Annotated in this window: 30 protein-coding genes; 3 read left to right on the top strand and 27 right to left on the bottom strand. The window is 33.1% G+C overall.

Annotation, left to right across the window (positions count from 1 at the left end):
* The first annotated feature begins 214 nt into the window (after positions 1 to 214).
* A complete protein-coding gene (locus ACR9EA_RS04645; protein WP_435138216.1) occupies positions 215 to 1,642 on the top strand; it encodes a glycosyltransferase in 1,428 nt (475 codons plus the stop codon).
* Between the two features lie 242 nt (positions 1,643 to 1,884).
* Here the strand turns inward: ACR9EA_RS04645 and ACR9EA_RS04650 are convergent, their stop codons facing one another.
* From ACR9EA_RS04650 to ACR9EA_RS04685, 8 genes are all read right to left on the bottom strand, one after another.
* Complete coding sequence (locus tag ACR9EA_RS04650) at positions 1,885 to 2,439, bottom strand: sugar O-acetyltransferase (protein WP_435138218.1); 555 nt, start codon at positions 2,437 to 2,439, stop codon at positions 1,885 to 1,887.
* A 70-nt stretch (positions 2,440 to 2,509) separates the two neighbouring features.
* A complete protein-coding gene (gene serB / locus ACR9EA_RS04655) occupies positions 2,510 to 3,733 on the bottom strand; it encodes a phosphoserine phosphatase SerB (RefSeq protein ID WP_435138220.1) in 1,224 nt (407 codons plus the stop codon).
* Between the two features lie 314 nt (positions 3,734 to 4,047).
* On the bottom strand, positions 4,048 to 4,947 hold the full coding sequence (gene ypfJ, locus ACR9EA_RS04660; RefSeq protein ID WP_435138222.1) for a KPN_02809 family neutral zinc metallopeptidase: 900 nt from the start codon (positions 4,945 to 4,947) through the stop codon (positions 4,048 to 4,050).
* 203 nt (positions 4,948 to 5,150) lie between these two features.
* Positions 5,151 to 6,509 (bottom strand): hypothetical protein, encoded by a 1,359-nt coding sequence (locus ACR9EA_RS04665; protein WP_435138224.1) that lies wholly within the window; start codon positions 6,507 to 6,509, stop codon positions 5,151 to 5,153.
* 362 nt (positions 6,510 to 6,871) lie between these two features.
* Positions 6,872 to 7,249, bottom strand: coding sequence for a hypothetical protein (locus ACR9EA_RS04670; RefSeq protein WP_435138226.1), 378 nt, complete (start codon positions 7,247 to 7,249; stop codon positions 6,872 to 6,874).
* A 2-nt stretch (positions 7,250 to 7,251) separates the two neighbouring features.
* Positions 7,252 to 7,698, bottom strand: a complete 447-nt coding sequence (locus ACR9EA_RS04675) for a hypothetical protein (protein WP_435138228.1) — start codon at positions 7,696 to 7,698, stop codon at positions 7,252 to 7,254.
* A gap of 66 nt (positions 7,699 to 7,764) precedes the next feature.
* Positions 7,765 to 8,241 (bottom strand): hypothetical protein, encoded by a 477-nt coding sequence (locus ACR9EA_RS04680; RefSeq protein WP_435138230.1) that lies wholly within the window; start codon positions 8,239 to 8,241, stop codon positions 7,765 to 7,767.
* A gap of 223 nt (positions 8,242 to 8,464) precedes the next feature.
* Positions 8,465 to 8,938, bottom strand: coding sequence for a hypothetical protein (locus ACR9EA_RS04685; protein ID WP_435138232.1), 474 nt, complete (start codon positions 8,936 to 8,938; stop codon positions 8,465 to 8,467).
* A 225-nt stretch (positions 8,939 to 9,163) separates the two neighbouring features.
* Between ACR9EA_RS04685 and ACR9EA_RS04690 the strand changes: the two genes are divergently transcribed.
* Positions 9,164 to 9,808 carry a hypothetical protein gene (locus ACR9EA_RS04690; RefSeq protein WP_435138234.1) on the top strand — a complete coding sequence of 215 codons (645 nt, stop codon included), beginning with the start codon at positions 9,164 to 9,166 and terminating at the stop codon, positions 9,806 to 9,808.
* 160 nt (positions 9,809 to 9,968) lie between these two features.
* Here the strand turns inward: ACR9EA_RS04690 and ACR9EA_RS04695 are convergent, their stop codons facing one another.
* Entirely contained in the window at positions 9,969 to 10,895 is a 927-nt protein-coding gene (locus ACR9EA_RS04695) for a S41 family peptidase (protein ID WP_435138236.1), read from the bottom strand.
* A 524-nt stretch (positions 10,896 to 11,419) separates the two neighbouring features.
* Here ACR9EA_RS04695 and tnpA point away from each other — a divergent pair.
* Positions 11,420 to 11,854 carry an IS200/IS605 family transposase gene (tnpA, locus tag ACR9EA_RS04700; protein ID WP_435138238.1) on the top strand — a complete coding sequence of 145 codons (435 nt, stop codon included), beginning with the start codon at positions 11,420 to 11,422 and terminating at the stop codon, positions 11,852 to 11,854.
* 224 nt (positions 11,855 to 12,078) lie between these two features.
* On the opposite strand, the gene ACR9EA_RS04705 is transcribed toward tnpA, so the two are convergent.
* From ACR9EA_RS04705 to ACR9EA_RS04790, 18 genes are all read right to left on the bottom strand, one after another.
* Complete coding sequence (locus ACR9EA_RS04705; protein ID WP_435138240.1) at positions 12,079 to 12,597, bottom strand: GNAT family N-acetyltransferase; 519 nt, start codon at positions 12,595 to 12,597, stop codon at positions 12,079 to 12,081.
* 12 nt (positions 12,598 to 12,609) lie between these two features.
* Positions 12,610 to 12,939: a DMT family transporter gene (locus tag ACR9EA_RS04710; RefSeq protein ID WP_435138242.1), complete on the bottom strand. Its 330-nt coding sequence runs from the start codon at positions 12,937 to 12,939 to the stop codon at positions 12,610 to 12,612.
* Between the two features lie 72 nt (positions 12,940 to 13,011).
* Positions 13,012 to 13,575: a Crp/Fnr family transcriptional regulator gene (locus tag ACR9EA_RS04715; protein ID WP_435138244.1), complete on the bottom strand. Its 564-nt coding sequence runs from the start codon at positions 13,573 to 13,575 to the stop codon at positions 13,012 to 13,014.
* A gap of 223 nt (positions 13,576 to 13,798) precedes the next feature.
* Entirely contained in the window at positions 13,799 to 14,191 is a 393-nt protein-coding gene (locus tag ACR9EA_RS04720; RefSeq protein ID WP_435138246.1) for a DUF1398 domain-containing protein, read from the bottom strand.
* Positions 14,192 to 14,385: 194 nt separating this feature from the next.
* Positions 14,386 to 14,976, bottom strand: coding sequence for a hypothetical protein (locus tag ACR9EA_RS04725; RefSeq protein ID WP_435138248.1), 591 nt, complete (start codon positions 14,974 to 14,976; stop codon positions 14,386 to 14,388).
* A 28-nt stretch (positions 14,977 to 15,004) separates the two neighbouring features.
* The gene (locus ACR9EA_RS04730) at positions 15,005 to 15,682 is read right to left on the bottom strand and encodes a DUF6624 domain-containing protein (RefSeq protein ID WP_435138250.1); all 678 of its coding nucleotides are present in this window, start codon (positions 15,680 to 15,682) and stop codon (positions 15,005 to 15,007) included.
* A gap of 197 nt (positions 15,683 to 15,879) precedes the next feature.
* A complete protein-coding gene (locus tag ACR9EA_RS04735) occupies positions 15,880 to 16,386 on the bottom strand; it encodes a hypothetical protein (RefSeq protein WP_435138252.1) in 507 nt (168 codons plus the stop codon).
* A 330-nt stretch (positions 16,387 to 16,716) separates the two neighbouring features.
* A complete protein-coding gene (locus tag ACR9EA_RS04740) occupies positions 16,717 to 17,265 on the bottom strand; it encodes a lysozyme inhibitor LprI family protein (protein WP_435138254.1) in 549 nt (182 codons plus the stop codon).
* 188 nt (positions 17,266 to 17,453) lie between these two features.
* Positions 17,454 to 19,118: a MutS-related protein gene (locus ACR9EA_RS04745; protein WP_435138256.1), complete on the bottom strand. Its 1,665-nt coding sequence runs from the start codon at positions 19,116 to 19,118 to the stop codon at positions 17,454 to 17,456.
* A gap of 143 nt (positions 19,119 to 19,261) precedes the next feature.
* Positions 19,262 to 19,594 carry a hypothetical protein gene (locus tag ACR9EA_RS04750; RefSeq protein ID WP_435138258.1) on the bottom strand — a complete coding sequence of 111 codons (333 nt, stop codon included), beginning with the start codon at positions 19,592 to 19,594 and terminating at the stop codon, positions 19,262 to 19,264.
* A gap of 61 nt (positions 19,595 to 19,655) precedes the next feature.
* Positions 19,656 to 20,129, bottom strand: a complete 474-nt coding sequence (locus ACR9EA_RS04755; RefSeq protein ID WP_435138260.1) for a hypothetical protein — start codon at positions 20,127 to 20,129, stop codon at positions 19,656 to 19,658.
* A 155-nt stretch (positions 20,130 to 20,284) separates the two neighbouring features.
* A complete protein-coding gene (locus ACR9EA_RS04760) occupies positions 20,285 to 20,665 on the bottom strand; it encodes a VOC family protein (RefSeq protein ID WP_435138262.1) in 381 nt (126 codons plus the stop codon).
* Positions 20,666 to 20,774: 109 nt separating this feature from the next.
* On the bottom strand, positions 20,775 to 21,374 hold the full coding sequence (locus ACR9EA_RS04765) for an STM3941 family protein (RefSeq protein WP_435138264.1): 600 nt from the start codon (positions 21,372 to 21,374) through the stop codon (positions 20,775 to 20,777).
* Positions 21,375 to 21,482: 108 nt separating this feature from the next.
* The gene (locus tag ACR9EA_RS04770) at positions 21,483 to 21,950 is read right to left on the bottom strand and encodes a hypothetical protein (RefSeq protein ID WP_435138266.1); all 468 of its coding nucleotides are present in this window, start codon (positions 21,948 to 21,950) and stop codon (positions 21,483 to 21,485) included.
* A 152-nt stretch (positions 21,951 to 22,102) separates the two neighbouring features.
* On the bottom strand, positions 22,103 to 22,495 hold the full coding sequence (locus ACR9EA_RS04775; protein ID WP_435138268.1) for a hypothetical protein: 393 nt from the start codon (positions 22,493 to 22,495) through the stop codon (positions 22,103 to 22,105).
* Between the two features lie 67 nt (positions 22,496 to 22,562).
* Positions 22,563 to 23,102: a hypothetical protein gene (locus tag ACR9EA_RS04780; protein ID WP_435138270.1), complete on the bottom strand. Its 540-nt coding sequence runs from the start codon at positions 23,100 to 23,102 to the stop codon at positions 22,563 to 22,565.
* A gap of 93 nt (positions 23,103 to 23,195) precedes the next feature.
* The gene (locus tag ACR9EA_RS04785; RefSeq protein WP_435138272.1) at positions 23,196 to 23,624 is read right to left on the bottom strand and encodes a hypothetical protein; all 429 of its coding nucleotides are present in this window, start codon (positions 23,622 to 23,624) and stop codon (positions 23,196 to 23,198) included.
* Between the two features lie 108 nt (positions 23,625 to 23,732).
* Positions 23,733 to 24,164 (bottom strand): hypothetical protein, encoded by a 432-nt coding sequence (locus tag ACR9EA_RS04790; RefSeq protein WP_435138274.1) that lies wholly within the window; start codon positions 24,162 to 24,164, stop codon positions 23,733 to 23,735.
* Between the last annotated feature and the right edge of the window lie 113 nt (positions 24,165 to 24,277).

Genomic DNA, 24,277 nt, shown 5'->3' on the forward strand with positions numbered 1-24,277 from the left:
CTATAGTGGTTTAGTTAATAAACGTGTATTGTGTAATTAGGTGACACTTAAGATCTCTTTTTTTGTGTAAAAATTATACACTTAAAAAGAGATGATATTTATAATGTGCTGTAAATAAAGCGTTTTTGCTAATGGCACATGGATTGCTTCTTTCTAATCGAGTATGGCACAATATGTATTGTGCGATTAAAAAAAAGAAAAAAGCATTGCAAATATGAAAAGTCAATCTATTACAACAAAACAAGTTTACGCCCAAGACAGTAGCTCAAATTTAGTAGGATTTTTACAATCTTTATTTCAATACAATACCAGCACCAAGAACACACGAAATACATTGGTGTTAGCAAGTACATTTCTTTTAATGATTGCTGGAGCTATTGCATTTTTTACATTTTATACCGATTTCGAACAGTTTAATTTACAACGTATGGACTCAACATTAGGGTACGCATTCTTTGCAGTATGTACTGGGTTGTTTATGTTTCATTGCGGATTTTTTATATATAAACTGTATTTATTTTTTAAGTATAAACCAATTGCTTCGGTTAACGATGAAGCTTTACCAAGCTGTACCGTAATTGTGCCAGCATACAACGAAGGGAAATTGGTTTTCGATACTTTAATGAGCTTGGCAGATAGCGAATATCCAGAAGAAAAGTTACAATTGTTGGCTATAGACGATGGTAGTAAAGACGATACTTGGTATTGGATGCAGGAGGCTAAGAATATTTTAGGCGATCGTGTAGCTATTTTTCAGCAACCTAAAAATAAAGGTAAGCGTCATGCTTTATATCGTGGATTTCATTTAGGTACTGGCGATGTTTTTGTTACAGTAGATAGCGATTCTATAGTTGATAAAGACACTTTAAGAAATTTGGTAAGTCCGTTTATCACTAACCCAGATTGTGGTGCCGTTGCTGGTAACATAAAGGTGTTAAACAACAAAAAAGCCATTTTACCTAAAATGCTAGATGTGAGTTTTGTAATGAGTTTTGAATTTGCTAGATCGGCAGAAAGTTCTTTAAATTCTGTGCTTTGTACACCAGGAGCTTTGGCCGCTTATAGAAAAAGCGCTGTGTTTGCTTGTTTAGAAGAATGGATTAATCAAACGTTTATGGGGCAACCTTCAGATATAGGTGAAGATAGAGCCATGACTAATATGATTTTAAAACAAGGTAAGCATGTATTGTTTCAGAAAAATGCAAATGCATACACTAAAGTACCAGAAACCTATAAAGGCTTATACAAAATGTTTATTAGATGGGGCAGAAGTAATGTGCGCGAAAATATAGCAATGGCTAAATATGTGTTTAACGATTTTAGACAAGAAAATAAAGCAGGAACCAGATTGTTATTTTTAAACCAGTCTTTTAAAATCGCTATGAGTTATCCGTTAATTATTTTTATGCTTTATTTTATATGTACACACCCATTGTTATTTGTAAGCTCATCGTTGTTTAGCATTTTAATTATCTCTAGTTTTTCGGCATTCTTTTATTCAAAACGTTATAATGCATCGGAGTCTTTGTGGGCTTATACTTACAGTATATTATACACTTTTGGTTTGTTCTGGATTACCCCTTATGCCATTGCTACGGCAGGAAAAAGAGGTTGGTTAACTCGAGAACTACCAGCAAAATAATAAGCAGTTAACTATTCATATCCATTAACTAGTTAATAGCTAAAGCCCCGTAAAATTATTTTGCGGGGTTTTGTTCGTTGGTATCAGTCGTTAGTTGAACCTATGCACTTTTAGTGCAAGACTTTCAGTTTCTATACATATTTTTTATGCCACAAATGCACGAATAATCAGGCTTTCAGTCTGTTTTCAAACCTATGGACTTCCAGTCTATAGTGGTTTAGTATTAAGTGTTGAAAATATAATTACTGGTTAAGGTGCTTTACGACCTTTGCGGGATTTCCAACAGCTAATGTATCGGCAGGGATGTCTTTTGTAACCACGGCTCCAGCACCTATAACAGCACGATCTCCAATGGTTACACCAGGACAAATTGTTGCATGGCCTCCTATCCAGCACTCTTCGCCTATGTTAACCGGAAGGCAGTCTTCCCATACACGTCGATCTTTTATATTTAAGGGGTGTCTTGCTGTGTAAATATGTACGCCTGGAGCAATAAGGGTTTTTCTACCAATACGTACTTTTGCACCATCTAAAATAACGGCATCAAAATTTATAAACACACCATCTTCGGCAAAAATATTGTCGCCATAGTCACAATGAAAAGGTGGCTCTAAATGAATGTTTTTAGCCGAATTAGGGCAAAGATCATTTATGGTTTCTTGAAACTTGTCTGTATAATATTCAGTTACATTAAGTTTGTGTAGTTTTCGTTTTACCTTCGTTCTTATAGCAATCATTTCTTCGCAATGTGCATCGTAAGGTTCACCTGCTAACATTTTTTCGTATTCCGATTTCATTGGCTTGAGTTTTTATTAAAAGTAATAAAAATCAAGCGAGGTTTAATCCGTTAATACGGTATTTATAAGGCTAATCTAACAGATCGATATGCCTGTCGTGGTAGCCTAATAAGTAAAGTACACCATCTAAACCAATACTGGAAATAGAGCTTTGCGCATTATCTTTAACCTTAGGTTTGGCGTGGAAAGCGATACCTAAACCTGCTAGATTTAGCATAGGCAAGTCGTTAGCACCATCGCCAACAGCAATAGTTTGTGCAATGTCTATGCCTTCTTTTTGGGCAATTTCTTTTAAGTATTCGGCTTTTTTGTTACCATCTACAATATCGCCTAAATAGCCACCAGTTAGTGCTCCGTCTTTAATTTCCAACTGATTGGCAAAAACGTAGTCTATACCTAGTTCTTTTTGAAGGTAATGTCCAAAATACGTGAAGCCTCCCGATAAGATTGCGGTTTTAAACCCATAGTTTTTAAGCGTATCTATAAGACGTCTTGCACCTTTCGTGATCGGAAGGTTTATGGCTACATCCTGTAATACATCTTCTTTAAGGCCTTTTAAAAGTTTCATGCGGCGTTTAAAACTTTCGTTAAAGTCTATTTCGCCTTGCATAGCCGATTCTGTAATGGCTTTTACTTCGTCTCCAACACCAGCCAATTCGGCCAATTCGTCTATAACCTCGGTTTGTATTAAAGTAGAATCCATATCAAAACAAACCAAACGACGGTTACGTCTAAAAATATTGTCTTCCTGAAAAGCGATATCGACATCTAGATCTCTAGATATTTTCATAAACTTAGCAGTAAGGTCGGCCTTATCGTCTATTTTTCCTCGAATCGATAATTGAATGGATGCTCTTGGGTAATCTTCTTTTTTGTACAACGATTGCCTACCTGTTAATCTGGTTATCGAGTCGATATTCAGGTTGCGATCTGCTATAATTTCGGTTACAGCAGAAATTTGTTTGGCCGAAAGGGTTTCGCCTAAAATGGTTACAATATAGCGGTCTTTACCTTGCAGGGTAACCCATTTTTCGTAATTGTCGTCGGTTATCGGGGTAAACTTCGCTGTAATTCCTAATTCGTAGGCTTTAAAAAGTAGGTCTTTTAAAACAGCCGCCGCTTTAGAGCCCGATTTTATTTTAAATAAAATACCTAAGGACAAGGTGTCGTGTATGTTGGCTTGGCCAATATCTAGAATTTTTGCGCCGTATTGTGCCAAAACACCTGTTAAGCTAGCGGTTAATCCGGGTTTGTCCTGTCCCGAAATATTTAGTAATACAATTTCGTTGGCCATAAAAGATGGTTTGCAATTATAAAACAGTAAAATTCAATATTCTTATTGATATATAAAAGTTTTTTGAAGGGTAATACTCTGAAAAATCCATAATTTTTGTAGGGATTTGATAGAAGTTTTTGTTGATTTCTCAACTAGTGAAGTTTACAGTTTCAGTGAAATACGAACGATGTAAAATGTGAAGCTTTTATTCTTGTAAAGACATGTTGTTAGCTATCAAGAATAGATGATTAACTTAATAAGTTTTTTACCAAGTTTAGAATACAGCTTGAAAGCGTTTTTAAATGCTTTTTTTTGATGCAGTAGCTTTCGAATTAAAGCGGGTTAGCGTTAAAAGTATCTCCCTGATTTAAATCGCCAGTTTCGAATCCTTTTTTAAACCAGCGTATGCGCTGTTCGGAAGTACCGTGGGTAAAAGAATCTGGTACTACGCGACCGGTAGATTGTTTTTGCAAACGGTCGTCGCCAATTGCAAAAGCTGCGTTTAAAGCTTCTTCTAAATCGCCTCTTTCCATCATTTGTGTCATTTCTTGCGAGTGGTGTGCCCATACACCCGCTAAAAAATCGGCTTGAAGCTCTAATCTAACAGAATATTGATTGTATTCTGTTTGACTTACCTGTTGGCGTATACGTTCCATTTGTTCGGTAATACCCATAAGTTTCTGTACATGATGGCCAACTTCATGTGCGATAACATAAGCCTGAGCAAAATCTCCAGGCGCATTTAATCGGCGTTCCATTTCATCAAAAAAGCTTAAATCTAGATACAGTTTTTCATCGCCTGGGCAATAAAAAGGGCCTGTAGCGCTAGAGGCTGCTCCACATGCCGAAGCTACCGAACCGGTAAATAATACCAAGGTTGGTTTTCTGTAGTTGCTTAACAATTTACTCCAAACATCTTCTGTGCTTGCTAGAATAGTTGCGCTAAACTGTGCCAATTCTTCATCTTTTGCAGTGCCTTGATAAGGACTGGAAGATTCGGTTTGCACCGGGCCTCCTGTAAAGAAATTACCGATAAACGTAAGTGGATTTGTACCCGTTAGTAGAGATATGGCCAAAATAATACCAATAATAATAAGTCCAGCTTTAGAAAACAGTAGTTTAACTAATGGAATTAATAACATAGGACTTAAACCCCCCATGCCTCTTCCAGGACCACTTTGCCCTCTGCGGTCTTCAACATTAGAGCTTTGTCTTTGGCCTTTCCATTTCATAGTATTGATGTTTAGCGAGATAATTGATAGCTCTAAATTAGGTATTATTTTTTAGACTTTATAATGTTTTTAAAAAGAAAAGCTACATGGTTTGTAAAGTTACTGCTCTGGTAATGCGGAGTTTTTGTCTTCTAAAATAGATATAAAAAAACAGGCTTCTTGTGTAGAAGCCTGTTTAGATAATACGAATGCATTGTATTGATTTAGTTAAATCGCGTTTTAAAATCTTCTAGGGTAATGGTAAAACTGTCTAAGCCGTAGAATTCGTTGTCCGTCGCGCTAGGGTTTTCACTTTCTTTATACCAATTGGCGTAGGTATTAAGTTCGTCGGAAAAGCTGTTGTAATGGCTAGAGTAGGTTTTAACTTCTATTTGTGGGGTGTCGTTTTCGAAATTAAATTCCATTAAACGTAACCAACCATCTCCTATACCATATGTAGACCCATGAGCGTTTCTAAAGTTAGGGTCGGCATCTAAAACGGTTTGTCCACGGTCTTGATAATCGGCTAAAACCTGAATAATTTGATTGCCGTTGTTATTGGTATCTATGCGCATGGCTTTACCGTGATGATGTCCACAAAGTACCATGAAAATTTGATCGTTTGGTTTAATGAACTTTTGAAAAAGATCTTCAGCCGAGTTGTGGTTTTCAGCATCAACTACTGTTAAATCAATTATAGGGTTGGCCTCTCTTAAGCCGTTTTCTTTAAGGTAATCGTGAGTGGTAATCATGGTTGGTAAGCCAGGGTTGGCATCTATTACACTTTGCGCCCAAGCAAGCACATCGTCTCCTGGTTGCATTTCAAAACTAATGTTTAAAAACGTATAGCCTGCTGCTTCAAAAGTTTGTGCAGAATTGGCACCCCCGTTATAGCTGGAAATATACCAAGGTTTATCTTTAAAGAAGCTGGATTCTGCACCAAAAACAGAGTTGAAATTATCGTGACCGCCAATGTGTAACATACCTACAATTTCAGGAATAAGTCCTAAGGTATATATTTCTTCCAAACGCGTAGGATCCGATTCAAATGACGCTTCAGACCACATGGCGTCGGCATCGTGGTTACCAGGAGCAACACCAAACGGAATACCTGTTTGCGACAATAATTCGTACCCTGCTTTGGCTAAAGGCATTTCAAAATTAACTGTTTCTTGACTTGGGAATACTTCGCCAGAATTGGCAATAATGGTGTAAGGATCGTGAGCAAAACCACGGGCTTCGTGTTCTGGATCTAGAATTTCTGTTTGGTGCTGCCAAATATCGCCTACCGATGTAGCGAAGGCAATATCGCCACCACGGGTTACTGTATTGTTGGCAATGTACTCCATCATACCATAAAATTGCGTAGAAGCATCTATAGGAAAGTTTACGCCTTCACTAACTTGGTACGATGACTGATGCGTAAAATCGGTCATGTTTTGCGTGTCTGGAATAACCGCAATGGTAAAGGTTTTGTTGGTGTTTTCGTTGCTGTTGTTCGTGCTGGAATCGTCGTCGCTACAAGCTGTAAATAAAGCTGCCGCCAATGCAAGGCTAAAAAGTGAGTAGGTTTTGTTTTTCATGTTCTCTAGTAATTTTATCTAAGCCGCGAAAGTATGTGCTGTATGTTACGCAAGTGTTAAAGCGTATTTAAGCTTGTGTAAGAAATTTCGAGCTATATTAACTAGAGATTAAGCCAGAGGTGCTACAGTTGTGATCTTGTGAGAATTAAACGAAATATTTCTGTTATATTGTTATTACGCTTTAAGTCTTCTCTCTGAATATTGTCCTAATCTATAGGCAATCAAAATAGGAATAAAAGCTAAACCAATGTACTTTTCTAATAAGTTGTAATGCGACAAAAGAATTAAGATTGTAGCAGTCGAAAGTATAAAAATAATATCGAATTTATATGTATTGATTTTCATAGGTTATGGGTTGTTTTTTAATCGGTTATAAGGGTTAATTGCAGTTTGTGGTATTGCTCTTTAGAGTCGTTGGCATTGATTTGATAGGTGTAATAGCCGGTGTTTAGCGGACTTTCTCCAACATAATCTATGGGCTGTATGGTGTAGGTTTCTCCTTCAATTTGTAATTCTATAAAGGCGTAACGATAAGCTTTCTCGAACGTTTTGTATGCGGAAAATTCTCCTGGACTTAAGCTGTTAAAATCAACATCTGTAGTGCTGGTGTTTACTACGATGTTTTCGAAATTGTAAGGGCTATCATTTAATAATCTTATTTCTACAGCATCGGGTATTTGGTCTGTAGAACACGCGAAAAGTGAAAATAATAATAGTAAAAGTGCTTGGGTTTTATGCATAATTAATCTGTTTTAATTTCGATCTTATATATCAACTTTCCGTTATTGTAAAGTGTGCCTGAGTTGTTATCGAAAGTAAAGTTGTTGTTTTTGAATTCTTCTGATTTTGTAAGTTCAAGAAGTTTTGGAGTTTTATTCTCTACAGGTAAAAACAGTTCTGCCTTGGTGTGTTCGGGATTAAAAATAATAAAGGCACTTAAAACAGCTGAATTGTTGGGGTCTGGTGTTGTTGGATTAAGGCGTATGCCAACAGCAAATACTTTTACACAATCTTGTAGTAAGGCGCTCCAAGTTTCTCCGGCAGCAGTAAGGCAGCCGTGCGCATCTTTTTGTCCGCCAACAGGCTGGTCTGTCGATTTTGGTGATGAAATAGCTTTAGGCGTTTTATTTGAATTTTGGTTGCAAGAGGTAACAAACAGTAACATGCCTATTAAAAGTAAATGCTTCATAAGTGGTTTCTTTGGGTTGATTGCTGACCATGTTATGAAGATAATCATTTTTATGAAAAGTTATAGTTATAAGCTTATGCTTGTTAAAAATACTTGAGGGAAAACTTCATCTAAAGTCTGGTCTTGATTGTTGTAAACGACGCTGTTAGGAACAAAATAAACTAGTCCGCATGCTGCTGCCAATGCTTCTGTTGTAAAGTCTAACTTCACGGTTTGTGTATCGTTAAGTTGTAAAATATAATCGAATGTGGTGTCGTTGGGAATATATAATTCTAAAGTATTGTCCAATACTTTAATATCGGCGTTTGCGGTATTAGATTTGCTAGCGGGGTTGTACCGAATCCCTAAACCGCTTTGCAGTATAATATCGTCAGGGTTAATAGTGCCGTTTTCTAGTAAGTTGTTGCCGTTATCGTCTGTTATTTTCAAAAACACACTAGGGAATGCTGGCGCGTAAAGTGCGCAGTCTAATTGGTTGTCGTCGTCGTTTTGACAACTGAAGCACAAAAGTGAGAGTAGCAGTATTAAAATTGATTTTTTCATTTTTTGTAGTTGTTCGTTGCAGCGATGCATTTTTAGTGCAAGACTTTCAGTTTCTATAAATATTTTTTCGCCACGAATGCACGAATATTTGACATAGTTTTAGAAAGGATATTCGTGTATTTGTGGCGAAATTAAATACAAATAATCGGACTTTCAGTCTGTTTTCAAACTTATGTACTTCCAGTCTATAGTGGTTTAGTTTAATAATGTTATATGCCCGATATTATTTTATAATTTCGAACATTCTTTCGCTCTCGTAAGCTTCCCATTTTAAAACAGCGTTATACCAAACTTTGGTTACTGTTGTATTTGAGTTGCTTTGATCAATTTCCGTTTTAATAATATCAAAGTCCGATTCTGAAAATTGAATTTTAGTTTCCGAATAGTTATTTTGGTCTATGTTGGTACTTGGTAAAATAGACAGGTATTTCCCGTGTTCTCCATCTGCAACGGTAATCCCTTTAGGTGCATCTAAATTGCCATTGTAGTAGAGTTTCCATTCGCCATTTATTTTATGGTAAATTGTAATGTTTGCTTCGTTGTAGCCATTATCTATTTCAAACAGGCTTAAACCTTCTGCATTCCGGTAGGTAACATCAATACCAATGTCTACATTAACACAGCAATCGTTATCGTCTGTACTGTTACAGGAAATTAAAATTCCGAAAATTATTAGTCCAAAAAGTATTTTTTTCATCTGGGAGTATGTATTGTTTTTAAGTCGATTTATTTTTTAAAGTGTTAAATTAGATCAATTATTATTATCCAAACTTAAATAAGCGGGTATTTTAAAAAACTAATATACTTTTTTAATGAGTTATAATAAAGCGTATTATTAAACGTTTTAAAGAAAGTTTTTAAGCAAAAAAGTAAACGTATAGCACAGAATTACATTTATTATTAACTAATTGAATTTAATATTATGAAACGTGTGTTTTTGTGTTTTTGCATTATTGCATTTATTTTTTCTTGTTCAGAGTCAGATGATTCTAAAAATCAAAACAGCCAATCCGATGATAATTTTTTTGCATTAACAGTGGGGAATTCTTGGGTTTACAAAAATTATAAATATAATCCAGTTACAGAAACCTATCAAGATATTGGTGTAGTAGACTCCATAAGTATTGTAGGTGTTCAAGATTTTTCGGGAGAATCCTATTATAAATTTAGAAGATTGACCACAGGAAATGAAGATAAAATCACGTTTTGCAATCCTAATGGGGAACATTTCGAGTTTTTAAGAGCATTCGATGGAAATTTAATAAACGAAGAAGGCGCTATAAAATTTACCAATAGTAATAATGAAGAACGTTTATTGCAAGAAAATGAATGGGGAAATATTTACGAAATTCTAGTAGAAGGTAATACTGTTATAAGTGTTGAAGCAGGTGAATTTGATTGTATAAATTCAGAACGATACGTTAAAAATTCAGATGGTGAGCAATTACCGGGTTTAGACCGGTTTTATTACGCAAGTGGTGTCGGACTTATTTATGATACATCATCATTTGTTTCCAATTCAGTACCAAGTATTATTAGAAGTTTAGATTCCTATAAAGTCCAATAAAAATAATTAAAATACAAAAGAAACGTAGTCTTAAAAGGCTCGTTTCTTTTTGTTAATACTGCATACATTAATCGGGGCATAGTAACAAGTAAGTTTAGCTTCTGTCTGCCAATAAGTAGCTAAGTAGGAGTATATAACTTACACACTTTTCAGGACGGTGTTAGTGTTTTTCATAAATCCATTCTGTTGCTCTTTTAATCACAGGATCTTCATGTAATTCAGTAAAAACAGATGGTTCAGTTAGGAGTTCATCAGGATTGATTTTGCCACCAAAAACAACACCTTTTCTATCGGCATAAATACTGGTTGTTAAAAATATTGCAGAACCATCACTTAAGTCGAATTGAGTGTTTCCTGTCGTTAATCCAGCTGTAGGTTCTCCAAAACTTTTAGTATTCTTTTTATTACGAAATGCTACGGTTACAACTTCGCCTGAACTACAAGTTTTAGAACTTGTTAATACAGCAATACAGGGTGTCTCGTTTATTAATTTATATGGCGTTTTGCTTATTTTAGTAATGATTGTAGAGTCCATACCGGTCTCTCCATTTTTATAAAACCAAGAAGATTTTTTATGTTTTCTGTCTATAAAATAGCCGCAAATGCCCTCGTTTAAAAGCGGGCCAACTCCTGCTAACATAGGCCAACAGTTACCACCCGTATTTTTTCTTAAATCTAGAATCCAGCCTTTAATGTTTTTGTGGTCAATAGATTTTATTGTACTCTGTAAACTATCAGCATATGTTTGTATAGAAATAGAATCGCCACTATTAAATCCTTTCATTGAAATATAACCAATGTTGTTATTTAATGTTTTACCAGAAAAAGTAATTAATTCGTTAATAGTTTTTGTTTTGGAAGTCGATTCCCATTTCGCTTTTTGCGCTTTAGGCATGAAGATGCTGTGGTGGTCTTTAAGTTCTGTAAGCGTGTATTCAATTAAAGGATAACACGCTTCAATAGAATCGATAGTCTTTAATTTTTCGTTGATTAGACCTTTTAAGTGTTTAAAATTAACGGAATCTCTGCGGATAGAATTTTTCTCAATAATATCTAAGACTTCATCCATGTATTTTTGAGGTGTCAAATCCTCTTTTTTTGGGGATGTGCAACTTAAAACGGAAAGAAATATTAGTATTTTAAATGAAATTTTTATTGTGTTCATAACACTGAATGGTAAACTGCATGAATTCAACTTTGGCGTAATTTATAAATTGAAAACAACAAATATTGCTTTTAGGAGTAATAAATCTCATGCATTTACTATTCAAACACAAAATACTTAAAATAAATAACGCTGTCTAAAAAGTTAGTTTTTCGTCAATCTGAATTTATTGGTCTCAGTCGTTAGTTAAAACTATGCACTTTTAGTGCAAGACTTTCAGTTTCTATAAATATTTTTTCGCCACGAATGCACGAATATTTGACATAGTTTTTATAAAGAATATTAGTGTATTTGTGGCTAAGATAAATATAAATAATCGGACTTTCAGTCTGTTTTCAAACCTATAGACTTCCAGTCTATAGTGCTTTATTGGTTTCAAATTTGGGTCTAAAACCCTGCAATTTCATTGCAGCACTTTAGTAATATAAAAATTATATCTTTATGAGATGTCAGTATATCAACGGAAAGGATCTCATACAGTTAGTCGTTTGAGTTGTCATATAGTTTGGTCAACGAAGTATCGATATAAAGTATTGAAAGGAGATATTCAAAAGCGATGTCGAGACTTACTGATTCAGATTAGTGAGGCAGAAGAATTAGAAATATTAAAAGGAGTAGTAAGTTCAGATCATGTTCATCTTCATATAGAATATTCCCCAACGCAAAGTATTAGTTTTTTGGTGAAACAGTTGAAGGGGAGAAGTTCAAGAAAATTGCAACAGGAATTTCCTCAATTAAGAAAAATGTATTGGGGTAGACATTTTTGGGCAACCGGATATGGAGTTTGGAGTACAGATAATATAACGGATGAAATGGTAAATGAATATTTGGAGCATCACAGAAAACCCAATTCAGATAATTCTAATTTTATATTAGAGTAAAAAAGGAGGGACTAAAGTCCCTCGTGTAACAAACCTATGGACTTCTAGTCCATAGTGGTTTAGTTAACTTCGTTGAATCTTTGATTTCAGATTCTCATAATTATTGATTTTCAATATGATGAGATTCTGTGTCACTTGCCTGCCGGTAGGCAGGAGCACAGAATGACACATTTTAAATCTTTTGGACAGCCTCATTACGTCTTATCGCGTTAACAGTTTGTGTTTCAATTCAGCTTTCGTTTCATCATAATGTCGGTTTGTTCATCGTTACCGAGTTTAAAAATGTGTTTATCGAATGCTGTAAAACCATTTTTTTTATAAAAGCGGATGGCTCTAGAGTTTTCTTCCCAAACTCCTAGCCAAACATATTCAACCTGTTTTTCGTTTGCTAAGGCAATGGCTTTATCGTAAAGCATTTGTCCAACTTTTTTGCCATGATATTCTTTTAGCACATAAATCCGTTCAATTTCGAGTGCGCTTTTGTCTTTTATTTCGGTTTGAGATTGTCCCACATTTACTTTTAAATATCCGATAGTTGCTTTGTCAAGCTCTGCAAAGTAAAATTCAGCGTTTTGGTCTTCCAGCTCCTGAGTCAGTTTTTCTAATGAAAAGCCCTTTTCTAAATACGCCTTCATGTTTTCTTCGCTGTTTACAGAAGAAAACGTTTCGGCAAAAGTCAGTTTTCCAATTTGTTGTAATTCATTGATATCGTTGAGAGATATTTTTCTGATAGATATTTCCATGCTTTTATGAGTTTAATGAGATGAAACCGCTTTTAAGCCTACAATTGAAGCAATTAACGTGGTGAGAAAAAGTATGCGCAGGAAGGATGCTGGTTCTTTAAATATAAATATACCTACGAGAACCGTACCAACTGCTCCAATTCCTGTCCAAACAGCATAGGCTGTACCAATGGGCAAGGTTTGGGAAGCTTTAATTAAAAGCGTCATACTAATGGTAAGCGCTATTAAAAAGCCAACATACCAAAGGTACATGTCGTTCCCAGTTGTTTCTTTTGCTTTTCCTAAACAAAATGCAAAGGCAACTTCAAATAAGCCTGCAATAATTAAAATGATCCAATTCATTATTTTCTATGTTTTGGACAAAGGTCTTAATAAGGTTTGAAGAATAATTTAACAAATGATAAAAAACGAAACTTAGCTGATATTGGCCCGTATTCTGCTTAAACTTACTTGTGTAATTCCTAGATAGGAAGCGATGAGACCGAGCGGAACCCGTTGGATTAGAGTAGGGTGGTTTTTTAAGAGTTCGAGATAACGTTCTGTTGCTGTGCCAAGCTGATTGGAAATAAAGCGTTGCTCGGCTTTAATGAGTTCTTGTTCGGCAAATTTTCTGCCCCAGTTTGCAATGTCAATATCGGTAGCGAATAAATTCTGAAGGTTTTCAGTACTAATTTTGTAGAGTTCGCAATCTTCCAAGAGTTCTATGTTTTCGTAGCCGCTTTGGTTAAGAATGTAGCTTTTTAGCGAAATAATAGTGTCGCCTTCTTCTCCAAACGCAATGGTAACCTCAATATCGTCGGTGTTGGAAAACGTTCGTGCAATTCCTTTTTTTATGAAATAGATGTTTTTTTCAACCTTGTCCGAACGAATAATAAGCTGATTTTTTGGAAGACTGATTTCCTCAAAACTTCCAATCAATTTCAGTTTAGATGATGCTTTAATAGGATATATTTTGTCTAGAATTTGGTTGATATTCATTGGTCTCAGTCGTTAGTTAAAACTATGCACTTTTAGTGCAAGACTTTCAGTTTCTATAAATTTTTTTGAGTCACGAATGCACGAATATTTGACATAGTTTTTATAGAGATATTCGTGAATTTGTGGCTAAAACGAACACATATAATTGGACGTTCAGTCTGTTTTCATACTTATGGACTTCCAGTCTATAGTGGGTTTAGTTTATTGTGGGCTGTTGCTGGGTTTATGCCTTTGGTACATGTTCTATAAGAATTTCGATCCCTTGTTTATCATAGTACGTACATGTCATTTTTTCAAGATCTACATTCCATTTTTCGATGCCTGTTTCTGCACAATGCTTGCAAAATGTAAAATAATCGGTTTCGCCTTTTTGATGGGCTTTTAAATAGTTTTCAAATTTATTTTTATCCGAAATGTCTGCAATGTTTAAACTGTCGTATTTTGGTTTAGATTTGGTCTGAAATCCACCTTTTCCAAAATATTCTGTATGGCTGTCAGAAACCCAAGTTTTAAAAGCTAATACTCCTATTTCTTTAATTTCCTTAATATAATTCGGGAAATCTGCTCCAGATTTAACTTTGCTGTGTGCAGATTCAATTTGCTCTATTGTAAACATTTTAGAAATCTTAGTTTTTGTTTATGTATCGGTGTTTCTTTAATTACTTTCAGCTTAAAACACCTTTAACCCTGTAAGTTCGCACTGATAACTAAGATACTTCTTTTTTAATAAGTTTATCGCAGTTGTTGGTAGCTTTTTATTGGCTAAATAGTGCGTTTAATTTTTGTTCCAGTAATACACTTTTATGTTTTCTAAACTAATTCTTTTAATATGAAATTTATAGATTTTTCTATTTCATGCTTGTCCCAAGTTCCAAATTCTATATGTTTTTCATTATTGTAAATAAGAATTAATTCGGAATAAAAATCAAGATGTATTACAAACGCATTTGTATTTTCGATATATTCAGCAAAGCTATCTTCTTTTTCGCTTATTTTTTGGTAAAATTTTAATTTGTTAAATAGGTTGGGTTTTTCGTTTTTTAGTACGGTAAAAAGGAATTTTCCGTAGCCGTTATAGCGTTGTTTAAAACTTTCGAAAGATTCTTGTTTATAGTTGTTTTTAGGATATAATATGTCTTTCGATTTTATTAATCTTTTTACTTCGGATACAAGATTTTCTGCATCAGAAATATTAGGCTCGCTAACTTCTATTTCTAAATGTTTACTTACAGAAGTTACTTTTATAATCCCTTTAATAAACGCGATATTTTGTAATTCGTCGTAATAAATGGTTGCATTATTTTTTTCGTTTTTGAAATCTACTATATGAATAATTTGGTTGTCAAAAGTAATTTCAAGCAGCGGTGCTTCTCTAAGAATTATTTTAGTATAATGACTCATTAAGTTTTTTAACGTGTTTATTGATATTTTATAAGTCATTAATTTCTTCCAGAGTCAAAACTTTATAATCAATATCGAATTTTTTGGCGTAGGCTTCAATGTTTTCTAGACCAATTTTTTCTCTTATTCGGTTTACAGAAACGGGGTTTTTAATAGGCCATACAAAATGCACCCAATTTCCGTCTTTGTCTTTTTGTCCTCGAATTTGCGTTCCGTAAATCTGTTCTTGGCCGTTATGCATCAAATAGCGATCTTCCATCATGGCTAATTTTTTCTTAGAAATATCTCCTTTTTCAGCAGCTTTCTTTATGATTGGTAAATACTGTTCAATCTTGTTAGAATGTTGAATAACATAAAAAACGGTTTCATTGGCGGGTTCTCCTACAAGGGTTTTACTCGGGTAGCCATATTTTTGTATTATTTTTTCTACTTCAATAAGATTAGTGCTATCAATCTCTTTCATCAGCCCGTAGATATTTGTTTCTACAGTTTTCTTGTGTAAGCCCAATCTTGTAATAAGTGCAGCCTTTTCTGTTTCAGATATATTTTCTTGAAGAAGTTGTCTAATTCCTTGGTCTAAGGTTAATATATGTTCAAGTTGTTCTTTAAGTTCAATATTAACTTGATTCTCTTGATTAGTCTTTTTTGTTTTTTCTTCACAAGAGTTTAGTGCTAATAAGATAAATAGTATAATTAGTTTTTTCATTTTTTTTAATTACCCACAACGGTTTCGGTTTTCATCAGTTGGTGGAGTAGGGTGACACGGATTTATAGGCTTGGTATTGGTTTGTTGATCAAGTTAATTATTTTCTTTTAAAAGGTACTGCCTATTGAAGATGAACCATTGTTGGCAAATATTACTTAGCTAAAAGTCTTTCTTTGTCTATTTATAATATTTTTATATCATAAATCCGTAACCTTATCTAAAATTGAAAAAAGACTATTTAAATCACAATAAGGATGTGTAGCATTTCTTTGTCCTTCCTCTATAGTTTCAAATTCATACTCGTCTATCAAATCATTATAACCAGTTACGTATACTTGTGCTTTGAATTGTGTATTTAGATGGGTGTAGTCAATTTTATTATTTTTAAACCCAAAATTTTCTTCAATTTCAATTCCTTTTATTGGTTTATTATTTTTTAAATAAATTATTCGAGTGTACCTGCCATAAGAAGCAGCAAATTGTTCTTCAACTTTAACAATCTGTTTTTTTGTCTTCCATATTCTTAATGTTGCTCCATGGTCAATATGGGTTTTAGTGATTGTATTCCAGTCATATTCACTTAGTTTTAATTTAGGGTTCGAATTAATGCTTTCTGTATAGTTATCAATGTCGTTAGTCAGTTTATTTTGTGAATAACTTAAGAAAGTAAAAGTAATTAGTATTATTAATAAATTATATTTCATACGTTCTTTTTATAACACACAACTTGCACAAACCACAATTCAATAAGTTGTTTTGTCAATTAATATACCTTTTTTAAAGATAATGGCGAGGGCTGACTTCCTTTTAGCAAACGTTGCAGTCGCATTTTTTTTATTGGTTTCAGTCGTTAGTTAAAACTATGCACTTTTAGTGCAAGACTTTCAGTTTCTATAAATTTTTTTTCGCCACGAATGCACGAATATTTGGCATAGTTTTTATAAAGAATATTAGTGTATTTGTGGCTAAGATAAATACAAATAATCGGACTTTCAGCCTGTTTTCAAACCTATAGACTTCCAGTGTATAGTGGTTTAGTTCATGCCTCTATTTAGGTAGTGGTATAATTCAATCACCCGGTTTTTTGTTAGTTCTAGAATTCTTGAAGAAGCAAATATGCTTTGAATAGAGCCGCCACCGGAATAATAATTAGCAGTTAAAGCGCCATTTAATTCTTGTTCCGAGTCTCTGAATTCAACCCAATTTCTTTGAGATTTTTTTAGAGTTTTTTTATCTGTATCATTCAAGCTATTTAATAATTTTAGATAGTATTTGTTAAGTAGTTTGTCGTATTCTTCATGAGCTACAAGGGTGTGTTTTACCATTCCTGTAGTTGAATAGTCAATATCAAGTTGTAAGCGTTGCCGTTCTTCTATTTTAAAAGTGTCTATTGTAAATTCTCTGTAAAGTTCACTTGCAAATTCATTCTGTTTTTCTGTAAAGGTGTCGTTTAATTTTAGGACAGAAAGTTTTATTTCTGTTTCTATTTTGATTGAGTCTTTGGCGGTTAATTGTCTTGGGGTTTGTCCAAAACACATTTGTCCAATTAATAAGAAGGGTAAGAATAACGTTGGGAATTTCATAACTAAGCGACTATATGCTGTTTTCGCAAGAACTAGCGATTTTTTATTAAAATTACTCCGCATAGATATTTTTAAATTGTTTTATTGGTTGCGTTATTTTTATGTCAATCTTATAACATTTCGGCAATACTCGGCTTCAAGCCAAATAAGTTCTGAAAACCCCAAACCCGGCAAGTTGTTTATGGAAATTAACTATACGCTGTATTGGCAAACGTTATTTTTTCTATGTTATTGGCATCGTCTATAATTTCTTTAGGGTAATTGTATAATTCCAATATCTTAATAGCGTTTCTCGTTTTCAATTCACCTTCTTTAAGTTTATGGTCGAAATTCAATTTGTTGTTTTCTACTTGCTCGCTAAAATGAAATAACTCAAAATTTTCCTGACTTAAAATATCGGTTAATTCAATATCATGGGTTGAAACCAAAACGATATTTTTTCCGTTATTAAGATACGATAAAATAGCCTTTCCTCCAGAAATCCTCTCAATTGTATTTGTTCCTTTAAAAATCTCATCTAAAACAAATAAATGGGGAGTCTTGCTTTTAGAAACATCTATTAATTTCTTGATAGTTAAAACTTCCTCAAGATAATAGCTTGTATTTTTTAGTAAGTTATCTGTAATTCTAATAGCAGAATATATTTTAAAAAAGGGAGCAGTATATTCTTTTGCAAAACAAATATTTAAAGTTTGTGCCAAAATACTGTTTATGGCCACAGACCTTATAAAAGTTGTCTTTCCCGACATGTTTGAACCTGTTAATAATAAACTTTTGTGTTTTAAACTCAAATCGTTAGGAACACAGTTTTTTATTAAAGGATGATAAATTTCTTTGACTTTTATTTGTTTATCTTCTGTGAATTTTGGCGAACATAAATTATAATGGCTTGCTTTTAGCGAGGCATTAGAAATGGCAGAATCAATTTCTCCTATAAAATGAAACATTTTTTTTAGTTCTTCTCTTTTTGTCGTAATCGAGTCAATGAAACTATAAAAAATTAAATATTCTAAATTGAAAAGTACTTTTATAAATTCAGATATTAACCAAAATGCTGTCGCAAATTCGTTATCAACGTTTTTTTCTAAACTGATGAATGCAGTTTTTAATTTTATTTTTTCTATTTGTTTAATAAATGATGTGTTTGGGAAATGGTGTTTAACTTCCTGAAAACTTGCCATTTTTTTAGAAACGTTTAATGCTTTGGAAAGTTGGCATACACCCTCAAGATAATTTGATACATTCCATTTATTTTTATAATGAAATGCCATATTTACAGCAAGTATTGGGATTAGAAATATAAAAAACACGGGAAAGAATATTCCTAAAATAATACAAGAAATAGATAGTGCTGTTAATGTATAAATTAACCATAATATTTTTGGCTTTTCAATTGGTTTCGAAGTCACCAAATCTTCAAAATTATAAGAATCATTAGAGTTTAGTTTACTTAACTCCAATTGGGTTTTTAATCTTAAATTTTGATCTTTTTCGAAAAGCAGAACCAGTTTTTCGAATTCTAATAATGCGTCTTGTTCTCCAATAGTTCTCAATTTATAATAGAGAAATTGTTGACCTATTTTTGAAGATGTTCTATCAACTATTTTGAAAGTTTCATTAATATCTAAATCAATTGCACACCTGTCTGATATAATATGAAATGCGTTTTCTTTTTGATTGTTATTTTTAAAGTATTTTTCAATGGAGCTAAAATGGAATTCATCTTGTTCTTTTTGTTTTCCCCAATTTGTTATTAAATCATTTTTGGTTTTTAGTAACGATTTTTTCTTTCTGAAGTTATTAATAATAAACAGTAGAATTAAAATGATGATAACTCCTAAAATCCAATTCATATTTTTCTAGGCAATTTTTTTAACGTTTTACAATCCTAAACTCAATACGTTGCTTGTAGCAACTAATATACCTTTTTTTTAAGATAATTTGGTAGGTCTTGGTAAGAGGGGAACAAAGGATTACTTATAGCTAAGGTTTTGGTTTAGGTGTTTTCTAAAAGCGCCACTAGTTCCTGTTCTCTTTTTTGCAATTGTTTTAACCGCTTTTCGTCCTGATAATTCCATACAAAATGTCCAATAGTAACCATTAATGTGTAAATAAATACCGTAAGGATTACGGTCTGGTAATAAGGCAAATCGGGCACTTTAATACTGTGATGAAGCGTTTCCCGACGTACTGGGACATAGAAAGACACAAAAATGCCTATGGCTATAATGGTCCATTTGTGGCGAATAACAGGATTAGATTGCTCCAGATTGCGTTGTATTTTACCGCGTATAGCACTTAATTCTTTTTCTTTAAAATAGCGGTTCATGTTTAAAAGTAGGGGGAAAGCGGTTACTTACGGTTAATGTTTTGTGTTCGTTTTTTTCATTTTAAAAAACCATAGAAAGTCTTATTCCGTTGCCATTGGCCATAACTTTAAATTCAGGTTTAAATTCAAATGCGGTAGCCGATTTCAAAGAAAGATTATATTTATCTACACCTTCATTGGCTTTGTTAAAAGCACTTAATGAGAAAGGAATTCCAATGCCAATTATTCCTCCGCCAATATATGCTAGAGTCCAATTGGGGTCTTGGTCACTTATTGATTGACCAATAGGTATTCCAATAAGTGCACCTCCTGCAAATGATAGAATATTCGAAATAGTTTTATGGGTTTTAGCTTTCTTAATTAGCAGATTTGCTTCTAAATTTGATTCTGTAGCGTTATCTAATGCCTTCCAATTTAATTTTTGTCCGTTTTGGATGAACTTGTAACCAAAAAAAATAAGTTTCATTTCTATTTCTTGTCCAAATGAAAAGTTGAGAAAGAAAAATCCAATAATTACAATGATGATTTTTTTCATAAAAAGTCTTGTTTCAAATTACGTGCAACTTCCGCATGTACCAAAGCCAATGCGTTATTTCTGGCAGCGAATATACCCTTTTTTTAAGATAGTGTATGTATGCTGTTAAGGTAAAAGTAAGCAATTACGTATAGGCTGTGTTAGCATATTTTTTATTAAACATCATCATTTATTTCAATCCAATAGCCATTCGGGTCTTGAAAATAAATCTGTTTAATTCCATCTTTTCGCACATAAATGGAGTTAGGTACATCTTCCCAATCGGAAAATTCAATATTTAAGTGTTTTAAATGCGCTATTACGCCATTTAAATCGGGAGTAGATAACGCAAAATGTACAGCTTTATTAAGCTTTATTTCAGAATTCGGACGAGGAATAAGATGAAGTTGTTTGCCCTCGTTAAGGGATAACCATCTTGTTTTAGAATTCGAAGCGGTATTCTCAATCTCTTTAAGTTGAAGCACATCCTGGTAAAATTGAACAGAGTCATCTACATCTTTAACAGAAAGTGCTATATGGTTGAATGTAAGTGTCATTATTTTTAAGCTATTGAAATGATGTTTGCGCTTTATAAATGTGTACAAAAGCGCTCGTGTAATTGTTAGTTTAGGTTTAAAGTTACTCTTTTTAGGTTAATAAATGAAGCTAGCAATTCTGAGAGGATTCTGGCGTACTCGAATTCGCCGTAATTGTGGTTATACAGTCTTGCGGTGCGTATTTTTCGTAATGTGTTTCAATCAATTCTTTTAAATCGGTAAAGGTTATTTTTAAAGAAATTGTAGAAATACTTATAGGAGAACCAAGACTATTGTAATTTGATTGCATCGCCATTTTGCCAATTCGGCTCTTATTTAAATTAATATAATATTCAGGATTAGACACTTCAACTATCACAAATTTTTGCGAATGAACTTGCGCAGTTCCTATTCCTACTATATCACTCCATTTAATTAATCCAATACTTGTTGCGCTCAAATAATCTGTAATTCCATCAGCATTTATTTTTAGTCCAGTTTTTTTGTCAAATAACTTTTTGAGTCCGAAAATTGCACAAACTCCAAAAAAGAGCACTGCGGTTATTCCAATAATTTCAATTAATTCAGGACTTTTAGGGCGATACTTACTGTTTGCGAAAATTTGTGGGGCGTATACAAACTGTATTCCACCAGCAACAAAAATTAATGCACCTACAAAAAGCAACATTATTTTGCTTTTACTTACAGGAAGTATTATTTCATCATTCATCACTTTGTTTTTGCGTTATTGTTGTAACTAACGGTCTTGTATATATATTCATTAATCTACACATAAATATAAATATTTAACAATGACTTTTAAGCTACACTAGACGAATTAAGCTCTACTTTTAATAATCTTTTTTATTTTTTTGGAAGGTTTCATATTATTGTCGGGATTAGAACAATACTCAACTAATAGCGCTTCCGAACGATTATAAATGTCGTCGTTTGTTAATGGTGTTCCTGTATTTTCGATAACAACTTTAGACATTGCTGCCATGTACATACCAAGGAGCTCATCTTTACCTTTTGTAAGTTCTGTAGAATTTTGCCCTAACTCAAAGGTGTAATCGGGTGTGCCTGTCATCCATTTTAATATGTACTGAATGGATTTTAACCTATTTACTTCTTCCTGATCGGCCGGATTATTAAATAAATAATTAGCACACATTAAAACATTGTGTTCTTCTGTTTTGTAGCTTGCTTCTGTTTGGAATTCGTAATCGGCTAATTGATTAAAATTTTGACTGAACGCCAATTGTACAGTAATTACAAATAGCATACTAAAAATGGTTTTTTTCATGGTTGGTAGTTTGGGGTTATTTTGGTTTTTATTATTGGTTATTTGTGCATTCAAAATGCTAACACAACAAAGCGTATTCGTATAAGAATAGTGGCGAGCTTTACAAGTAGGGTAGAGCTCGCCATTATTTTATAACCGCTTATACTATGCTGTTACTTTTTTGTAATTTCAATTACTGTATCGCATACTAAATCGCCAGAGGCATCACATTTAATTATTCCACTTGTAAAATCATCTTCAAATTTAACGGTAACTGTTTTATCATTTTTTCCGCTAATTATTGATATCGAACCAGAAACGATTGTCCAATCAAAAACATTATTATCTGTGTTACTAGAATATACAAAAGATTGCGTTTCTCCAGGACTTGCTACTTCATTCCCATATATACAACAAGCTGTTCTGGAATAACTAGACATGTCTAAACTACAAACCATTTCTGTAGTTTCAGTGTCATTATCATCGGAAGCGTCATCATCATTTGCACAAGATGTTGTAAACATGGTTAACACAAATAATAGTAAGTAAAAGGTTTGATTTTTCATATTTGTTTCTTTTTAGGTTAAGTGTTTGGTTTATAGTTTTTAAAATTATTAAAAGTTGTTTTTTAACTCAGTTCTTTGTTATAAGTGTTTTTAGTTTTTTGTTTATATAGATTATTCCTGCAATTAATCCAAATAAACCTCCTAAATAGCTAAAATTGTGCATTGAACCAACTGCGATAAAATTTTCTTTGTCAATTAAATTATCGGGCATGAACCAACTTAAATCTGAGTATTTTAGAAATAGCCAGCCGTAAGCCAACCCAATTAACCCTGTTAATAGTGCAATTACCATAGTAACCACAATCGATTTTAAAGTTGTTTTTAGCATTTTATCGTTTGAATGCATTAATCCAACTAGGCCTAATATAAGTCCAATTGGTAGACCCATCCACCAAGTTGCCATGAATCCAACAATTGAAACTTCAAATCTTGGATGAGGAAATACTGCTTCATTTCCTGCCGTAGCAAGTCCAAATTGATAAAATTTAAATTTTGTATAGTATTCGGGTGAAATTGTATAAGTCAGTTGGTCGTGAAGAACTCCATAAATCCCACCTATTAGCGGTGCTATAAGAATTATTAAGATTAGTATCCAGAATTTCTTCATTAGCGTTTTTAACTCGTTTATAACTCGTTTATAACAATCTCGTATAACTGTCAGTTACGGGTAAAATTACCTATTATAAATTGTTGTGCACCGTTACTTTTTATACAGTTTTTTAATCATTGAGTAATTTCCGTTAACAAAATGTTCCAAATAATATAAAGATTTTTCTAAGCTAAATCCCCAAACATCGTCAACTACCATTTTTTCTTTTTCTCCTAATAACCCAAATAAAACTTTTACTTTTTTGGGTCTATTATACCAAAGAGAAAAATCAAGATTTTGATTTTTATCGTAATGCGCGGTCAAACAAAAACTTTTTCCGTTTTCAATACAAGTAAAGTCGAGAGAAGGGTCGTAATGAATATTTTCAGGGTTTAGTTTATCCGAAAATTTCAACTTTTCAATCCAAGGATAATTTTTAGCTATTTTCCGTACTTCATTACTAGAAATTGGATTATTAAGATATTCAATATTTTCTTTTTCAGGATGACAAATAGAATATTTATAGGTCATTTTTTTCATCAGTTTAATGGTGTATAACGGTTTTGGCTATGAAAAGTTTATAAATTTGCAGCTATATCCCGTTTTTTTTAAGTAACAGTTTTTTATAAACATGGTTGCGCCATGTTTTTATTCTTCCATTTCAACAAAAATTTCTGTTTCTCCCTCCGAATGGTCAGTTTCAGCCATAACTTTAATAATGCCATTTCCTGAAAAATCAGAATTAAATTTAATGGTAGCAATTGATTTTGCAGTTACTGCATCTACAATGCTATTTTCAATATTTAAAATCTCTATACTGCCGTTTTCTATTATCCAATTGAATTGAGGATTTGATATTCCATGACTTGTTGCATGTTTAGAAGCATAAGTTATAATCTCATTTGGTGAAGCTAATTCAGCTCCATTTAAACAAATTCCAGATATGGTATTTGGGTTAAATGCTGTATCACAATCTGTTACACTTTTAGAGTTAATTGAAGGTGCTGATGAATCATCATTTTCTGAACAAGACATTACAAATGATAAAACTAAGAGCAGGTAAAGAGGTAGATTTTTCATATTTTTTTTTAATTAATGTACTTTTTAATAGTCTTTAAAATTTTAAAAGGTTGCTTTTTATAAGCTATTTAGTTTTAAATATAGCACAATTTTCTAATACTCTTAACTTAGTA

Source organism: Formosa sp. A9, assembly GCF_051200825.1.
Taxonomy (GTDB): Bacteria; Bacteroidota; Bacteroidia; order Flavobacteriales; family Flavobacteriaceae; genus Formosa.

Coding starts and splice junctions, on each gene's coding strand:
- ACR9EA_RS04705 (WP_435138240.1), bottom strand. CDS start 12,597: ATGGAAATATCTATCAGAAAAATATCTCTCAACGATATCAATGAATTA.
- ypfJ (WP_435138222.1), bottom strand. CDS start 4,947: ATGAAATGGAAAGGCCAAAGACAAAGCTCTAATGTTGAAGACCGCAGA.
- ACR9EA_RS04745 (WP_435138256.1), bottom strand. CDS start 19,118: ATGAATTGGATTTTAGGAGTTATCATCATTTTAATTCTACTGTTTATT.
- ACR9EA_RS04710 (WP_435138242.1), bottom strand. CDS start 12,939: ATGAATTGGATCATTTTAATTATTGCAGGCTTATTTGAAGTTGCCTTT.
- ACR9EA_RS04790 (WP_435138274.1), bottom strand. CDS start 24,164: ATGAAAAATCTACCTCTTTACCTGCTCTTAGTTTTATCATTTGTAATG.
- ACR9EA_RS04780 (WP_435138270.1), bottom strand. CDS start 23,102: ATGAAGAAATTCTGGATACTAATCTTAATAATTCTTATAGCACCGCTA.
- tnpA (WP_435138238.1), top strand. CDS start 11,420: ATGTCAGTATATCAACGGAAAGGATCTCATACAGTTAGTCGTTTGAGT.
- ACR9EA_RS04740 (WP_435138254.1), bottom strand. CDS start 17,265: ATGAAATTCCCAACGTTATTCTTACCCTTCTTATTAATTGGACAAATG.
- ACR9EA_RS04775 (WP_435138268.1), bottom strand. CDS start 22,495: ATGAAAAATCAAACCTTTTACTTACTATTATTTGTGTTAACCATGTTT.
- ACR9EA_RS04670 (WP_435138226.1), bottom strand. CDS start 7,249: ATGCATAAAACCCAAGCACTTTTACTATTATTATTTTCACTTTTCGCG.
- ACR9EA_RS04755 (WP_435138260.1), bottom strand. CDS start 20,129: ATGAAAAAAATCATCATTGTAATTATTGGATTTTTCTTTCTCAACTTT.
- ACR9EA_RS04735 (WP_435138252.1), bottom strand. CDS start 16,386: ATGAAATATAATTTATTAATAATACTAATTACTTTTACTTTCTTAAGT.
- ACR9EA_RS04680 (WP_435138230.1), bottom strand. CDS start 8,241: ATGAAAAAATCAATTTTAATACTGCTACTCTCACTTTTGTGCTTCAGT.
- ACR9EA_RS04645 (WP_435138216.1), top strand. CDS start 215: ATGAAAAGTCAATCTATTACAACAAAACAAGTTTACGCCCAAGACAGT.
- ACR9EA_RS04760 (WP_435138262.1), bottom strand. CDS start 20,665: ATGACACTTACATTCAACCATATAGCACTTTCTGTTAAAGATGTAGAT.
- ACR9EA_RS04685 (WP_435138232.1), bottom strand. CDS start 8,938: ATGAAAAAAATACTTTTTGGACTAATAATTTTCGGAATTTTAATTTCC.
- ACR9EA_RS04715 (WP_435138244.1), bottom strand. CDS start 13,575: ATGAATATCAACCAAATTCTAGACAAAATATATCCTATTAAAGCATCA.
- ACR9EA_RS04765 (WP_435138264.1), bottom strand. CDS start 21,374: ATGAATGATGAAATAATACTTCCTGTAAGTAAAAGCAAAATAATGTTG.
- ACR9EA_RS04770 (WP_435138266.1), bottom strand. CDS start 21,950: ATGAAAAAAACCATTTTTAGTATGCTATTTGTAATTACTGTACAATTG.
- ACR9EA_RS04730 (WP_435138250.1), bottom strand. CDS start 15,682: ATGAAAAAACTAATTATACTATTTATCTTATTAGCACTAAACTCTTGT.
- ACR9EA_RS04690 (WP_435138234.1), top strand. CDS start 9,164: ATGAAACGTGTGTTTTTGTGTTTTTGCATTATTGCATTTATTTTTTCT.
- ACR9EA_RS04675 (WP_435138228.1), bottom strand. CDS start 7,698: ATGAAGCATTTACTTTTAATAGGCATGTTACTGTTTGTTACCTCTTGC.
- ACR9EA_RS04720 (WP_435138246.1), bottom strand. CDS start 14,191: ATGTTTACAATAGAGCAAATTGAATCTGCACACAGCAAAGTTAAATCT.
- ACR9EA_RS04725 (WP_435138248.1), bottom strand. CDS start 14,976: ATGAGTCATTATACTAAAATAATTCTTAGAGAAGCACCGCTGCTTGAA.
- ACR9EA_RS04750 (WP_435138258.1), bottom strand. CDS start 19,594: ATGAACCGCTATTTTAAAGAAAAAGAATTAAGTGCTATACGCGGTAAA.
- ACR9EA_RS04650 (WP_435138218.1), bottom strand. CDS start 2,439: ATGAAATCGGAATACGAAAAAATGTTAGCAGGTGAACCTTACGATGCA.
- ACR9EA_RS04665 (WP_435138224.1), bottom strand. CDS start 6,509: ATGAAAAACAAAACCTACTCACTTTTTAGCCTTGCATTGGCGGCAGCT.
- serB (WP_435138220.1), bottom strand. CDS start 3,733: ATGGCCAACGAAATTGTATTACTAAATATTTCGGGACAGGACAAACCC.
- ACR9EA_RS04785 (WP_435138272.1), bottom strand. CDS start 23,624: ATGAAAAAAATGACCTATAAATATTCTATTTGTCATCCTGAAAAAGAA.